The organism is Rohdeia mirabilis (assembly GCA_007750655.1).
Taxonomy (GTDB): Bacteria; Planctomycetota; UBA1135; order UBA1135.
The window spans coordinates 4,359,135-4,373,453 of record CP036290.1 but is presented as its reverse complement, the minus strand read 5'-3'; the positions used below and the strand labels follow the sequence as shown (position 1 = coordinate 4,373,453).

Below are 14,319 nucleotides of genomic sequence, written 5' to 3'. Positions count from 1 at the left end.
GCGTGCGATCGATGGGCGCGGAGTGCGCGCGGTGCGGGATCGCGCGCACCGGTGGTACGCGCGCTGGTTCGCTGGGCCGGGCTCAGCCGATCGGCGTCTGGGCCACGAGCGCGGCGCGCAGCTCGCGGACCCGCCGCGCCGCGGTGGCGGCGTCGTCGTCGAGGACCGTCAGGTGCGCCATCTTGCGGCCGGGGCGGGGGTCGCGCTTGCCGTACAGGTGCAGGTGCGCGTCGCTCGCGCCGAGGACGCGACTCCACTGCGGTTCGCCGCCGGCCCACAGATCGCCGAGCAGGTTCGCCATCGCGGCCGGTCGCAGGAGGCGCGTGTCGCCCAGGGGCAGGCCGCAGATCGAGCGCACGTGCTGCTCGAACTGGCTCGTGACGCAGGACTCGATCGAGTGGTGGTAGGAGTTGTGCGGGCGCGGCGCGAGCTCGTTCACCAACAGGTCGTCGCCGACCAGGAACAGCTCGACCGCCAGCACGCCGACCAGTTCCAGCGCGTCCGCGATGCCGTCGGCGATCTCCATCGCGCGGCGTTCGACGGCGGCGGGGAAGCCGGCCGGAACGGTGGTGACGTCGAGCACGTGCTGGGAGTGCGCGTTGCGCGACGGCGCGAAGGAGCGGTGCTCGCCGCGTTCGTTGCGCGCGACCGAGACGGACAGTTCGGCGTCGAAGGGCACGAGGCGTTCCAGGACGACGCGGTCGGAACCGATGGCCTGGAACACGCGCGCGGCGTCCTCGGGCGACTCGAGCAGCGCCTGCGACTTGCCGTCGTAACCGAGCGTCGTGGCCTTCGCGACCGAGGGCGTCCCGAGTGCTCGCGCGGCGTCCTCGAGCTCCGACGCCCAGGACGCGAAACGGTGCGCGGCGACGGGGAAGCCGTGCTTCACGAGGAACGTCTTCTCCAGCTCGCGGTCGCGACAGGTGGCCAGCACCTCGGGCGACGGATGGACCGGCGCCAGCGCGCGCAGCCGCTCGAGCCCCGCCGCGGGCACGTTCTCGAACTCGAACGTGACGACGTCGCTCTCGCGCGCCAACTCGTCCAGCGCCCGCGCGTCGTCGAACGGCGCGATCAGGTGGTAGTCGGCGACGCCCGAGGCCGGGCAGTCCTCCTGGGGGTCGAGCACGATGACGCGATATCCCAGAGGACGCGCCGCCAGCGCCGACATGCGACCGAGCTGGCCGCCGCCGACGATGCCGATGGTCGAGCCGGGCGGCAGGGGCTCGAGATCCGGTCGCGCTCCGCCCGTCACAGTTCGCTCGCGAGCACCCGCGCCGTCTGGGCCGTGCGGAAGGCGACGAGGCGCGCGCGCAGGTCGGGCCGCGTCAACGCCAGGATCGAGGCCGCGAACAGGGCGGCGTTCACCGCGCCGGCCCGGCCGATCGCCAGGGTCCCGACGGGCACGCCGGCCGGCATCTGGGCGATGGACAGCAGCGAGTCCATCCCCGACAGGGCCTCGCTGCGCACCGGCACGCCGAGCACCGGCAGGTGGGTCTTCGCCGCCGCCATGCCCGGCAGGTGCGCCGCGCCGCCCGCGCCCGCGATCAGGATCTCGAGGCCGCGCTCCGCCGCCGTGCCGCAGTACTCGAACAAGAGGTCGGGGGTGCGGTGGGCGGACACCACGCGCTTCTCGAAGGGCACCTCGAGACGCTCGAGATGCTCGGCGGCGTGCTGCATCGTCTCCCAGTCGGACGTGCTGCCCATGATCAGGCCGACGAGCGGGCGGGCGTCGTTCTCGCTAGTGTCGGGCATGGCCGTCGGGTCGCGGGTTGGGCTGGTCGCCGGTGGGGGGGAGTGCCGTGCGACGTCGCGGGCACGAGGCGGCGGAGGCAGCGTGGGCGGACGGCGAACCCGTCCGCGGCGCGCAGTGTACGGAGCGGGTCCCGAGGCGTCGCGCCCACCGCCCGCTATCCTGCCCGCCATGGACGCGCCGCAATCCCAGTCCGACCACGCCCCCGATCCCTCCGCGCTCGCCGCCCGGGCCGCCGCTGCCGGAGCTCCCGCCCGGGCCCTGGTGCTCCTGTGCGGGCTTCCCGCCAGCGGCAAGAGCTGGCTGGCCGAGCACCTGGCCGAGCCGCTGGACGCCGAGCTGCACCAGAGCGACGTGCGCCGACGCGAGCTGTTCGCCGTGCCGACCGGGTATCGCCACCGCGGACCCTACGACGCGGGCATGTACAGCCCCGAGGCCAAGCAGAAGGTCTACGACTCGCTGCTGGCCGACGCGCGGCGCTGTCTGACAGCCGGGACGCGCGTGATCATCGACGGCAGTTTCGTGCAGGCCAAGTGGCGCAAGCCGTTCGAGGAACTGGCGCGCGAACTGGGCGCGCCCTTCGTCTTCCTCGAGGTGACGGCGTCCGAGGACGTGATCAAGCGCCGCATCGACCGCCGCATCCAGGACACGACGCAACCGTCGGACGCCGACTGGAACGTGTACCTGAAGCTGAAGGGCCAGCGTGAGCCGCTGGACGAGTGCGGCGAGAACGAGCGGCTCGAGGTGGTCAGCGAGACGCCGCTCGACGAGGTCGTGGCCGCCCTGGCGCAGAAGCTCGCGGCGCAGCTCGCGTGACGCTCATCGACTACTTGGCAGTGGAAGCTCGCCCTCGCATGGGTGAGGACTCCAGCGCCGGGTTCGCGCGTGTTGCAGCAGAGCGAGGACGCTTCCCGACCCTGGCGGTCATGGATGCGCTGATCGAGTCCGGCCGCGCGCGCGGCGACTCACTCGCAGGAGCGGACTTCGATGCGATCGTCGTGCTCGGTGAACGCGCCGACGAGGCGGTTCTATCGGCGATCGACGCCTACCTCGCTCGATCGGAGCCCTTCCCGCGCCTCGTCGCTCTCGAGGTGCTGCGCGCCTGCACGTTCGTGAACGCGAGCGACGGGTTGTGCCCTCAGTTCCAAGAGCGCGCGGCGCGGCTTGCGCGTCACGACCCGGACGACGACGTACGCGCGCTGGCTGTCGAGGCCCACTTCGGTCTGGTTTTGTGCGGTGACACCGACTTCTTGGCGTCGTTCCTCGAAGATCCTGCGCTCGGTGTTCGCAGGAGTGCCGCAAAGGGACTGTTCCAAGTGTTCCTGGAACGTGAACCGACGGCAACGGTGGTGCATGAACTCGCGCCTCTGATCCGACGCGCTCTCGAGGACCCGTGCGCCGAGGTGCGTTGGAGCGTCGTCTACGACATCGGCTTCTATGAACTGTTCGAACTGCTCCCGGAAGACCTGCGCGCACGTCTCGAACGCATGCGCCACGAGGAGTCCGATCCGCTGCTGCGCGAGGACCTCGAAGACTTGCTGGGTCCGTCGGACGAAGATGATGCGATCGTGAACGCCGACCATTGAACGAACGGCGCCCCGCACTCGGGCGTCGAGTGCGGGGCGCCGTTCGCGCGAGGCGTCGTGCTCGGATCGCCTACTGGATCTGCACCAGCGCCGGCGACGAGATGCCCCAGGGCGTGACTCCATCGAACGGATCGAAGGTCACGAACGCGACGTAGAAGTCGATGCCGGGAGGCGCGTTGCTCGGTAGCAGGATCAGACCCGGCGCCGTTCCGGCCGGTCCGACCGTGCCGATGAAGTTGTTGAAGATGCCTCCACCGCCCGAGAAGATCGAGAGGTTGAGCAACGAGTCGTAGTCCAGCGGGAAGGTGCCGTGCGGCGGGATCGCGATGCCCGAGTTGATGCTGCCCGAAGCGCCGGCGACGTAGAGGTGTCCGGCGTGCCCGGGCGCGTTGAAGATCAGTTGCACGAACTGGCCGGGGATCGCGGGGCTGCCGATGACGGTGACGTTCAGCGGGTTGCCAACCGGCTCGGTGCAGGCGCGGATGACCCACTGGCCGTTGTAGGCGCCGAAGCCGCAGAGCGTGAACGGGCCGATCGCCGCGAGCGCCGTGTCCACCCAACCCTGCCCCTGGATGCGGATCAGGCTCTTGCCCGCCGCGCACGCCGTGTTGTCGGTGAAGAAGTTCGACGGGAACCCGGACGTGCAGTTGCCGTTCGGGTTGATGTTCATCACGAACCCGACGGCGAACTTCGGCCCGGTGACGGTGACGTTGTAGGGCGTCATGTCGATCACGTTCAGGCCGCCGTCGACGACCTGGATCGAGTTGCCCGTGTCCTGATTGAGGTCGAAGACCTTGTTGGACATGTTCGGCACGCCGGCGCCGTTGAACGTCACGTTGTCGAACACGACCACGTTGATCGTGGCGACCGCGCCGACCGACCCGAACTGACTCGTGAAGGGAGCGGCGACCTGGGTCAACGTCTGAGGGCCGGGGCCACTCAAATCGAAGACCGAGGCACAGCCCTCGCCCTCGCACAGTCCTGGGATCACCGCGACGGCCGTGAACTGCGTCGGCACCTGGGGCAGCACGTCGTTCTGGTAGTGGACATCGCTCCCGTTCGGGCAGGTCTGGGCGGCGGCCGGGAGCGCGAGGAGCGCAGCGGCGAACAGGGTGAGGCAGGCGACGAACTTGGACATGGAGGATCGAGGTGGGGGTGGGGGTGGACGAACGAGAGTCGCCCGGACCCGCCGATTCTGTCAACTCGCGCCGGAGCCAGCGGCGCTTCGAGCCGCGCGCGTCCCGCTCCACGGGGTTCCACGGCCGTTCGACTCTTGAACGAGTAGGATCGCGCGCGCCCCCCCGCGCCCACGACGCCCTACGCCCATGGCCATGGAACGACGCCTTCTCGCCGGCCTCGTCGCCGCACCGTTCTCGCTCCTGCTCGCCGCACCGACGACCACCGCCGACGTGCGCACGGCGTCGGCGCTCGTCGTCGCGTTCGGATTCGCGTCCGACGAAGGACAGGGCACCGCCGAGCCGGGCACTCGCATCGAAGGCCTGCTTCCTGGCACGCACGTGTTCGGCGTGTCGTTCGATCCTGCCGCAGTCATCGGTTCGGTCGTCGTCGTCGAGATCGGCGGCTCGTGCGCCGGCTGTCGAGCGTTCACGCCCCCCTTGCTCGACCTGGCCGAGGAACTCGAAGGTCGGCCGTTCCACCTCGTCGCGAGTCACAACCAGGACGGGGACGTCGACGAGGTGCGCCACGAGATCTTCCAGAACGGTCTGGGCCTCGCGCCCGCGAACGTATCGGTCGTGAAGGGGGCGTCGCATCCGGGTGTGACGGACACCGGCCACGCGCCGTACTACATGGTCTTCGATCAGCACGGTGCTCTCGTGCACCACCACCTGGGTGGCCCGTACCACGGCGGTGACGGCCTCGCGGTGCTCGAGCGCGTGCGCGAGATGCTGCGCCACGTGCCGGCCGTGTACACAGGCAGTGAACCGTTCGACGAGTACGCGAAGCTCGCCGAGCGCATCGCTTCGGGCGTCAAGCTCGAGCGGTCGATGGCGGATCTCGAGGACGCGCTCGCGGACGCGCCCGACGACCCGGAGCTCGTGCGCCTCGCCGCCGCGGTCGAGCGCCACGTGGCGCGCCGCACCGACGCGGCGGAGGCGTTGCTCGCACGCGACCCGAAGGAAGGTTTCGACCAGCTCGACGACCTGGTCGAGTCCACGGCCGGCACGCGCTGGCACCAGCGCACGCAGCCGCTCGCCGAACGCTTCGCCGAGCGCGACACGCGCAAGAACGCCGAGAAGGCGGCGAAGGCGCTGAACGCACAGTTGAAGGCCTGGAACAAGCTCGAACCCGTGGCCGGCAACGGCGGCGACGTGCTCGATCCGTTCGATCCGACCTTCCGCGCCCAGAACGCAGCGGCGCTCGCGAAGATCGGCGCGGGCCTGCGCGAGATCGTGACCGACTACGGCAGTGCGCCCGCCGCCGAGCACGCCGCGCGCCTGGCGGGGTTGATCGCGCCGTAGATCTCGGCCGACGTGATCGCAGCGTACGGGACCGCTTCGAATCGCGGCGGACCCGCCCGCCTCAGTCCAGTCCGCCCGCGCGGTCCAGCGCGCGCAGCTCGGTCGCGCCGCCGATGCAGACGCCGTCGACCACGACGATCGGCACGGTCCAGTGGTCGTACTCGCGCTTCTTCGCGTTGAGCTCGATGTCCTTGCCGTCCATCACGTACTCGGTGAAGGGCAGGCCCTTCGAGTTCAGGTGGGCCTTCGCCTGCACGCAGAAGGGGCAAGTGGTCCAGGTGTAGATCTCGATCTCTTTCGCCATGGGAACGGTCCGCTGTCGTTGCGGTGGTGCGGGTCCGCTCCGTCGGAGGGGCCTCGTGGGAAGTGCAGAGCCTAGGCCTGGACGGCGCCGATTCCACCCATGCGTCGCTGCTCCGTGGGCACCGTCGCCGCCAAGGCTTCGATCTCGGCGGCCAGATCGGCGCGCTCGAGCCGCAGGCGCTCGACCATCCGGCCCGACAGCGCCAGTCGTGCGAACACCAGGGCCTCGCGCCACAGCCACCGCTCGCGCCGGAAGCCGTGCACGGCCAGGACGCCGATCGGCGGAGCCAGCAGGAACCCTGCGAGGGCCGAGCCACCGGCCCCGAGTCCGAGCCAGATCCACAGGCACAGCGCCACGTGCCAGATCGGGACCAGCACGAAGCTCGCCAGCGCCTTGTAGGTGCCGTACAGGTCGGGCTTTCGGATCGCACGCGAACCGATCAGGTGCATCAGCAGGACCGGGACCGCCCACCAGACCGCCGCCACCGCGATCAGCGGCACGTGCACGAGCAGGCCGAAGAGGATGCGCAACGTCGCGGCCAGCGCGCCCGCGGGCCCGACGCGCAGGTCGAGGTGGTCGACGGAGGCGCCCAGCGGACCGAGGCACTCGGCGAAGGCCGCGAGTCGTCCGCGCAGCCGCTCGATGCGCGCCGGGTCGCTCTGACGCAGGTCCGCCGACGCGCGCGCGAGGGCCGCCAGACGCTCGACGCGCTCGCGGCCGGGAGCGGGGTTCCAGATGCGCTCGGCGATCTCGAGGATCGGGCGGTCCTCGTGATCGACGACGTCGACGGTCACGTCGCGCAGAGCGGCCTCGACGCGCGCCGTCAGCGCCAGCACCGCCTCGCGGTCCGCCGAACCGCCCGCGGTCCGATAGGCGCCGGCGTCGATCGCCTCGTGGGCCAGCAGCGTCGCGCGCGAGCCGAAGCGCTTCTTGCGCTCGTAGACGATGCCGACCGGGACGATGCGCACTTCGCCCGCTCGGCTCGGATCCGTACCCAGCGCCATGCGCGCGGCGCCGGTCTTGATCGGCTGCAGGCCCGGCAGGTCGTGGCTCTTGCCCTCGGGAAACATCACGATCGTCCGGCCCGATTCGAGCGCTCTCCACACGGCCTCGAACGTGCGCAGGTTCTGGTTGGTGTCGGCGCCGTCCTCCGCGCGGAAGACGGGGACCACCTCCATCGAGCGGAACAGCCAACCGAAGAGCGGCATGCGCAGCAGCGGTTCCTTGCCCAGGAAGCACAGTTCGCGCTCGCCGAAGTGCAGCATCGCCGCGGGATCGAGCAGGCCGTTGACGTGGTTCGCCACGAGGATCAGCGGACCGTCCTCCGGCAGCGGCGCCCCGATCCGTTCGAAGCGGTAGTAGATCCGCGACAGGCGGCGGAACAGGGACATCAGCGGGCGTTTCACTGGGCCCGACGGTACCGTTTGGCCCCATGCCTGCGAAGAAGGTCGAAGCCAGAGTCGAACAACTGCGGCGCGATCTGACCGAGTACGCGCGTCTCTACTACCACGAGGGCGTGTCGCACGTCAGCGACGCCGAGTACGACGCGCTCTATCGCGAGCTGCAGGCGCTCGAGGCGCAGCATCCGGAGCTCGTCGACGACGCGAGCCCGACCCAGCGCGTCGGCGCGCCGCTGCCCGAGGGCACGAGCTTCGACAAGGTCGCGCACGAGGTGCCCATGCTGTCGATCGACAGCCTGTTCACCACCGAGGAGGTGGACGACTTCGTGACGAGCCTGGGGCGCTTCTTGAAGCTGGAGGCGAACGAACTCGAAGCCATCGCCTGGTCGCTCGAGCCCAAGTTCGACGGGGTCAGCGCGTCGCTGCTCTACGTGGACGGGAAGCTCACGCGCTGCGTCACACGCGGCGACGGCGCGGTGGGGGAGGACGTGACCGCGAACCTGCGCACGGTGCGCGATCTGCCGCTCCAGCTCGTCGGCGACGCAGCGCCCGCGGTGCCCGCACTCCTCGAGGTGCGCGGCGAGGTCCTCATGCGTCGCGACGCGTTCGCGCGCCTCAACGAGCGGCGCGAGGAGCGCGGTGAGACCATCCTCGCCAACCCGCGCAACGCCACCTCCGGCGCCGTGCGACGCAACGATCCGGCCGAGGTCGCGCGCTATCCCCTGCAGTTCTTCCCGTACGGCGTGGCGCGCAGCGAAGGCGCGGCGTTCGCGACGCACACCGAGACGATGGAGGCGCTGCACGCGTGGGGCTTCGCCGACAGCGGGCTGCGCCGGCGCGTCGTGGGGCGCGACGCGCGGATCGCGTACCACGACGAGCTCGAGGCGCGGCGCGACGACGTGCCCTACGACATGGACGGCGTCGTGGCGAAGATCGACGACCTCGCCCTGCGCGAGCGGCTGGGTTCGCGCACGCGCACGCTGCGTTGGCAGTACGCGCACAAGTTCGCCGCGCTCGAGGCGGTCAGCACCCTGCGCGCGATCGAGGTACAGGTCGGTGCGAACGGTCGACTGACGCCGCGCGCGCACCTCGAACCGGTCGACGTCGGTGGCGTGACCGTGCGCCATGCGACGTTGCACAACGCCGACCACGTGGCCAACCTGGGCGTGCGCGTGGGCGACCGCGTCTTCGTCTACCGCGCCGGCGACGTGATCCCGCAGGTCGAAGGGGTTTCGCGCTCCGCGGCCGGCGACGCGCCGAAGGATTGGGACGCGAGCCTTCCGGACTCGCTGAAGGACACCGACGGCGCGGTGCGCACGGGCGTCTTCCACGCTTGGCGCGCCGAGTTCCAGATGCCGAGCCACTGTCCGGCCTGTGGCACCGAGGCCGTCGCGGAAGGCAAGTTCTGGCGCTGCCCGAACCGTTTCGGCTGTCCGCCGCAGTTGGTCGGGCGCCTCGAGGTGCTGTGCGGGCGCGGCGCGTTCGACATCGATCGCCTGGGGCCGAAACTGATCCAACAGCTGATCGACGCGGAGCTCGTGCACTCACCCGCCGACGTCTTCCACCTCGAGCGCGACGCGTTGGTCGAGCTCGATCGTTGGGGAGCGAAGTCGGCCGACAACCTGATGGCTCAGCTCGAAGAACGGCGCACGATCCCGTTCGATCGCTTCCTCGTGGCGCTGCGCATCGACGAGGTCGGCCCGTCCACGGCGAAGCTGCTGGCCGGCGCGTTCGGCGACCTCGACGGCCTGCGCGCCGCGACCGAGGAGGACTTCCTCGCGATCGACGGCATCGGCGAAGTGGCGGCGCGCAAGGTCAGCGCCTGGTTCGACGAGCCGCGCAACCTCGAGCTGCTCGAACGCTTCGCAGCAGGCGGCGTGCGCGTGGTTCCGCTCGAACGGCGCGCCGGCGGCGGTGTCTTCGAAGGCCTGAGCGTCGTCGTCACCGGCACGCTCGAGTCCTACTCGCGCGCCGAGGCCAAGGCGATCGTCGAGGCCCAGGGCGGCAAGGTGTCGTCGTCGGTCAGTGCGAAGACCGCGTTCCTCGTGGCCGGCGACAAGCCCGGATCGAAGCTGAAGAAGGCGCAGGAACTGGGAGTGAAAGTGCTCGACGAGGAGGCCTTCACCGCCTTCGTGCGCGGCGAGTGAGGCGCGGGGGGCGAGGCCGAAGGATGGTTCGACGGCGCGGGCATCCGAGAGGGCCCAAGTGGCCGCCGGGGCGCGCGGTCGACCAGCCCGCCCGAGCGCGACCGCTGGGGCCGGGCTAGGATCTTCGATTCACCGTTCCGCGTCCCCCCGACACTCCCCCCAATGCGCTCTCTCGCTCTCGGCCTCGTCCTCGCTTCCGCCGCGCTCGCTCCCGAAGCGTCCGCCCAACTCTCGCTCGATCGGATCGGCGGCACGCTCGGTTCGCTGCTGCGCTACGAGATCGACGGCGGCGCGCCGTTCGCGGCCTACGTCCTGATCCCGTCGGGGAACACCGGGCCGCTGCCGATCGCGTCGTTCGACCCGACCGACACGCGCGAACTCGAGGTCGGGCTCGACCTGTTCTCGTACTGGGTCATCGGCGGCCTCGACGGCAACGGCGACGCCGTCGTGAACTTCGTCCTGCCCTCCACGCCGGCGCTCGCGGGCGGCGTGATCCACGCCCAGTGCATCTCGTTGCCGGGCGCGACCACGCTCGTCGACGAGATCTCGAACCGCGCGGCGTTCAGGCTCTCGTCGACCGCCGGTTCGACGTACACGGTCGAGGACGCGCCGCTGGGGCTCAACGGCCACACCGCGACCGCCATCCCCGGCGGTGACGCGCTCCTGGTCGGTGGGGTGGCGCGCGACGCCGCGGGCTTCGACCAGGGCGAGGGCAACGTCCTGCGCTACGACCGCGAGCTGGGCTCGTTCCGCGTGCTGCCGAACGGACTCACGACGCCGCGCTCCGCGCACACCGCGACGTTGCTGCCCGACCGTTCGGTCCTGATCATCGGCGGCACGGACGCGGCCGGGAATCCGACGGCGTCGGTCGAGCGCATCAACTCGACGACCGGTGCGACGATCGCCACGTCGACCATGGACACGCCGCGCGTCTTCCACACGGCGACGCTCCTGCCCGGCAACAAGGTTCTGGTCACCGGCGGAACCTCCAGCATCGACTTCTCGGATCCGCTGGCGGCTCTGGGACAGGTGCTCCAGTCCACGCGCGTCTACGACGTGGCGTCGAACACCTGGAGCAACGGCCCCAACCTGCCCCAGCGCCGCATCGGACACCGCGCCACCGCGCTCGCCGACGGCAGGGTGCTCGTCACGGGCGGTCTCGCGGTGACGATCTTCCTCGGTCTGCCGCTGCCGTCGTTCAGCAACGACGCGCGCCGCTACGACCCGGTCACGAACAGCTTCTCCGCGGCCGGCACCTTCTCGAGTGGCCGCGCGTTCCACGCCCAGGCACGTCTCGACGACGGTCGCGTGATGCTGGTCGGTGGCGCGGACGGCGACGTCCTGACCCAGACCTTCGCCTCGCGCGCGGACAGCCGCATCTACGACCCGATCGCGAACAGCTGGTCGAACGGCCCGTCCATCTCGCAGGCCCGCGCCTACGGTGAGTTGGTGATCGCACCCGGCCGTCGCCCCACGTTGATCGGTGGACTGGCCACCGTCGACGTGACCACCACGTCCGGTGCGCCCGCGGACGCGATCGAGTACCTCGACGCAGCCGGCACCTCGTGGGTCACCGCGGGCGTGCAGCTGATGGCGCGGCCGATCGCGCCGGTCGTCGTCACCGATCCGGGCCTGCACCCGCGCGCGCTGACCACGGGCGAGGCGCTGTCGGCTCTGGGCGGCGCGACGGACCTCACGGCCGAGACCTTCGTCCTGCCCCAGTAGGGCCGAGACGGACGAACCGCCCCCGCCGTGCGCCAATCGGATGGCGCGGGCGGGGGCGGTTAGCGTTCGGGTCCGCTTCGCCGCGCGCGCAGGGCGTGCGAGCCGGACCCACGAGGGAGAGCCCGCAATCTTCACACCACGGCATTCGAGCGCGCGCTAGGCTCGGAACAGGGCACCGGCGCCCCGCGAGCCACGGGGTGCGCCTCGCCGCACCCTCGGCTCCTTTCGCCCTTCAGTGCCCCGGTCGACCGATCCGCAGCACGACGCTGCGCTCGCCCCCCCGGCGCGGTCACCCCCTCGCAACGACGACTCGAGAGAGGTCCACTCGTGAAACTGAACTCCTCCATCCTCGCCACCCTCGCGTTCACGGCCGCGGCGCCGCTCGCCTCGGCCCAGATCGAACGGGCACAACCGCAGGAGCTGATCCAGCAGCCCTTCCTGACCGTCAACGCCGGCGTCGCCATGGACATCGAAGGCGATCGCGCCGCGGTCACGTCCGGTGGCGGCACGTTCATCTTCTCCGATCCCTTCGTGTCCTTCTACGAGCGCGCTCCCGACGGCTCGTGGGACGTGGTCGTCAACCTCAGTGCGCCGACGGCCGGACGCTACTTCGGTGGCGCGGTCTCCCTCTCCGGCGACCGAGGTCTGGTCGGAGATCCTGGGCGACCGGGTCAGGCGGGCCGCGTCTACGGCACGCGCTTCTCGGCCGGCACCTGGTCCGTGGTGGGCGGCTTCATGACGGCACCCGCCAGTGCCGCGGACGATCTCTTCGGTCTCAGCGTGGATCTCGACGGCGACCTCGCGCTCGTCGGCGCGCCCGGCGCCAACGGCAACACGGGTGCCGCGCACGTCTACGAGCGCGACGCGAGCACGGGTCTGTGGGACCACATCGCGCAACTCGTTCCCTCCGCGTCCGCTGCCGGGGACCGGATCGGCGGCCACGTCCAGTGGTCGGGCGGTCGCGCCTACGTCGGAGCGGTCGGCAGCGACATCGCCGCGCTCGACGGCGGCGCCGTCTTCGTCTTCGAGGAGACCGCGCCCGGCACGTGGACGCAGGTCCAGTGGTTCTCCAGCGCGACCGGTGGGGGTGAGCAGTTCGGGAGCCGCTTCGAGGTCGATGGGAGTCGGCTGGCGGTCACGGCGCCCGGGATCCCCGCCGACGCGAGTTCGCTGTCCGGCACCGCGTACGTGTACGAGCGTTCGCTCCCCAGTGGTCCCTGGGCCCAGGTGGACGCCGTGCGCGTGCCGACCGCGTCCGACGTCGGCTTCGGCGTCGTCATGAACGCAGTGGCCCTCGAGGGCCCGAACCTGGTCGTCGCCCACTCCGCGACGATCGGCGCCGTGCACGTCTTCGAGCGCCGCACGAACGGGACGTGGCGTCCCTCGGTGCGCCTCGAGACCGAGTTCCTCGCCGCGGGTGGCCCGGGGACCTTCGGCTCGTACCGCTTCGGCGCGGCGCTCGCGCTCGACGGGGGTCGTCTGCTCGTCGGCGCTTCCGAAGAGGAGCCCGACGGCATTCTCGGCGCGAGCGGCGCGGCCCACGAGTACGTGCTCGGGACCCTCTACCAGGGCAGGAGTCGCGTGTTCCTGCCCGGTCCGGACAGCCAGCCGCACCACCTGCGCGCCACCGACGCGCGCGCCGGCGACTTCTACTACATGGTCGGAACGGCGTCGGGCACGAGTCCGGGCACGCTCGACGCGCCGTCGGGCATCACGGTGCCGATCAACGTGGACGCCTACACGCTCTTCCTGATCAACTCCGGAGGCGTGGGTCTGTCGAACCCGATCGGTCTGCTCGACGCGAACGGCGAGGCCGAGTCGGCCTACCTGATGCCGGGCGGTCTGCCGCCCTCCTACGCCGGCCTCGAGCTGCACTACTGCTACCTGATCATCGACTCGACGACGTTCCTGTTCGACCAGGTCAGCAACCCGGTGCGCGTGCGCCTCCAGTGAACGGGTCGGCAGCGGTTGGGGGCCTCCCCGCCGTGTCGTAGGATCCGGGCCCGTCCGTGCTGTGCGCGGGCGGGCCCGTTCCCATGACCCCCGACGACAAGGAACCGCAGCGTGACGCTGAGCGCGACCCGGCGCCCCACGAACTCGAGGGCGGCGACGTGGCCGATCTCGTGGGCCGCGCCAAGGAGGGCGAAGCGGAGGCGCTGAACGAGTTGTTCACGCGCTACCACGGTCTGCTCGTCGGACTCGCGCGCAAGCGCCTCGGCCCGCGTCTGCGTTCGCGCCTCGAACCGGACGACCTGGCCCAGACCACGTTCCGGGCGGCGACGCGCGACTTCGGCCAGTACAGCTATCAGGGCGAGGACAGCCTGCTGCGCTGGCTGATCCAGATCCTCAACAACAAGATCCGCGACAAGGCCGAGTTCTACTCCGCCGGCAAGCGCGACGTCGGACGCGAGCGCGGGATGGAGGTGGGGAAGGGCGACGAGCGCCACACGATCGATCCGCCCGCCGACGACCTGTCGGTGACGCGCGCCGTCTCGCGCGACGAGGAGTTCGAGATCCTGCGCAAGGGGCTCGAACAGCTCTCGGACGACCACCGCAAGGCGATCACCTTGGTCTTCTTCCAGGGCCTCTCCCTGCGCGAGGCCGGCGAGCGGATGGGCGGGCGCACCGAGGACGCCACTCGGATGCTCCTGCGGCGGGCCGAAGCGCGCCTGCGCGACGTGGTCTCGGGCCGCCTCGGGGAGCCGGACGAGGCGTCCGAGGAGTAGGGCGACTCGGACCCGCGCTGCAGCGGTCGAAGGCCGCGCCGGCCGCTTGCATCGGCCCAGCCCCCTGTCTACGATTCCGCCCCCTCGCGGGGAGCCAGCGGCTCCGGCGCGCGGGAAAGGGCCATTAACTCAATTGGTAGAGTGCCATGTTCACAGCGTGGAAGTTGCTGGTTCGAGTCCAGCATGGCCCACCACGCACCC

12 protein-coding genes and 1 tRNA gene are annotated in these 14,319 nt (G+C 70.9%); 8 read left to right on the top strand and 5 right to left on the bottom strand.

Translation table 11 applies throughout. The features are described 5' to 3' along the window. Window positions 1-82: 82 nt before the first annotated feature. On the bottom strand, window positions 83-1,252 hold the full coding sequence (locus tag Pla163_RS16215) for a 5-(carboxyamino)imidazole ribonucleotide synthase (protein ID WP_419186040.1): 1,170 nt from the start codon (window positions 1,250-1,252) through the stop codon (window positions 83-85). Then, window positions 1,249-1,752, bottom strand: a complete 504-nt coding sequence (gene purE, locus Pla163_RS16210; RefSeq protein WP_145190932.1) for a 5-(carboxyamino)imidazole ribonucleotide mutase — start codon at window positions 1,750-1,752, stop codon at window positions 1,249-1,251. Before purE ends, Pla163_RS16215 begins: the two co-directional genes overlap by 4 nt. 169 nt (window positions 1,753-1,921) lie before the next feature. Between purE and Pla163_RS16205 the strand changes: the two genes are divergently transcribed. Then, the gene (locus Pla163_RS16205; protein ID WP_419186039.1) at window positions 1,922-2,566 is read left to right on the top strand and encodes a P-loop nucleotide/nucleoside kinase family protein; all 645 of its coding nucleotides are present in this window, start codon (window positions 1,922-1,924) and stop codon (window positions 2,564-2,566) included. A 110-nt stretch (window positions 2,567-2,676) separates the two neighbouring features. Then, complete coding sequence (locus tag Pla163_RS16200) at window positions 2,677-3,336, top strand: HEAT repeat domain-containing protein (protein WP_145190926.1); 660 nt, start codon at window positions 2,677-2,679, stop codon at window positions 3,334-3,336. 70 nt (window positions 3,337-3,406) lie between these two features. On the opposite strand, the gene Pla163_RS16195 is transcribed toward Pla163_RS16200, so the two are convergent. Next, complete coding sequence (locus tag Pla163_RS16195) at window positions 3,407-4,474, bottom strand: hypothetical protein (protein ID WP_145190923.1); 1,068 nt, start codon at window positions 4,472-4,474, stop codon at window positions 3,407-3,409. A gap of 193 nt (window positions 4,475-4,667) precedes the next feature. Here Pla163_RS16195 and Pla163_RS16190 point away from each other — a divergent pair, with 193 nt between their 5' ends. Then, on the top strand, window positions 4,668-5,816 hold the full coding sequence (locus Pla163_RS16190; protein ID WP_145190920.1) for a TlpA family protein disulfide reductase: 1,149 nt from the start codon (window positions 4,668-4,670) through the stop codon (window positions 5,814-5,816). 61 nt (window positions 5,817-5,877) lie between these two features. Here the strand turns inward: Pla163_RS16190 and Pla163_RS16185 are convergent, their stop codons facing one another. Continuing rightward, complete coding sequence (locus Pla163_RS16185) at window positions 5,878-6,120, bottom strand: glutaredoxin domain-containing protein (RefSeq protein ID WP_145190917.1); 243 nt, start codon at window positions 6,118-6,120, stop codon at window positions 5,878-5,880. A 71-nt stretch (window positions 6,121-6,191) separates the two neighbouring features. Beyond that, complete coding sequence (locus Pla163_RS16180; protein WP_145190914.1) at window positions 6,192-7,526, bottom strand: 1-acyl-sn-glycerol-3-phosphate acyltransferase; 1,335 nt, start codon at window positions 7,524-7,526, stop codon at window positions 6,192-6,194. A gap of 26 nt (window positions 7,527-7,552) precedes the next feature. Between Pla163_RS16180 and ligA the strand changes: the two genes are divergently transcribed. The 5 genes from ligA (at window position 7,553) to Pla163_RS16155 (ending at window position 14,312) form a co-directional block, all read left to right on the top strand. Then, window positions 7,553-9,667, top strand: a complete 2,115-nt coding sequence (gene ligA, locus Pla163_RS16175) for an NAD-dependent DNA ligase LigA (protein ID WP_145190911.1) — start codon at window positions 7,553-7,555, stop codon at window positions 9,665-9,667. A gap of 162 nt (window positions 9,668-9,829) precedes the next feature. After that, complete coding sequence (locus Pla163_RS16170; RefSeq protein WP_145190908.1) at window positions 9,830-11,392, top strand: Kelch repeat-containing protein; 1,563 nt, start codon at window positions 9,830-9,832, stop codon at window positions 11,390-11,392. 327 nt (window positions 11,393-11,719) lie between these two features. Beyond that, window positions 11,720-13,345: an FG-GAP repeat protein gene (locus tag Pla163_RS16165; RefSeq protein WP_145190905.1), complete on the top strand. Its 1,626-nt coding sequence runs from the start codon at window positions 11,720-11,722 to the stop codon at window positions 13,343-13,345. Between the two features lie 83 nt (window positions 13,346-13,428). Next, window positions 13,429-14,118, top strand: a complete 690-nt coding sequence (locus Pla163_RS16160; protein ID WP_145190902.1) for an RNA polymerase sigma factor — start codon at window positions 13,429-13,431, stop codon at window positions 14,116-14,118. 118 nt (window positions 14,119-14,236) lie between these two features. Beyond that, window positions 14,237-14,312: transfer RNA gene (locus Pla163_RS16155), tRNA-Val, on the top strand. Window positions 14,313-14,319 lie beyond the last annotated feature (7 nt).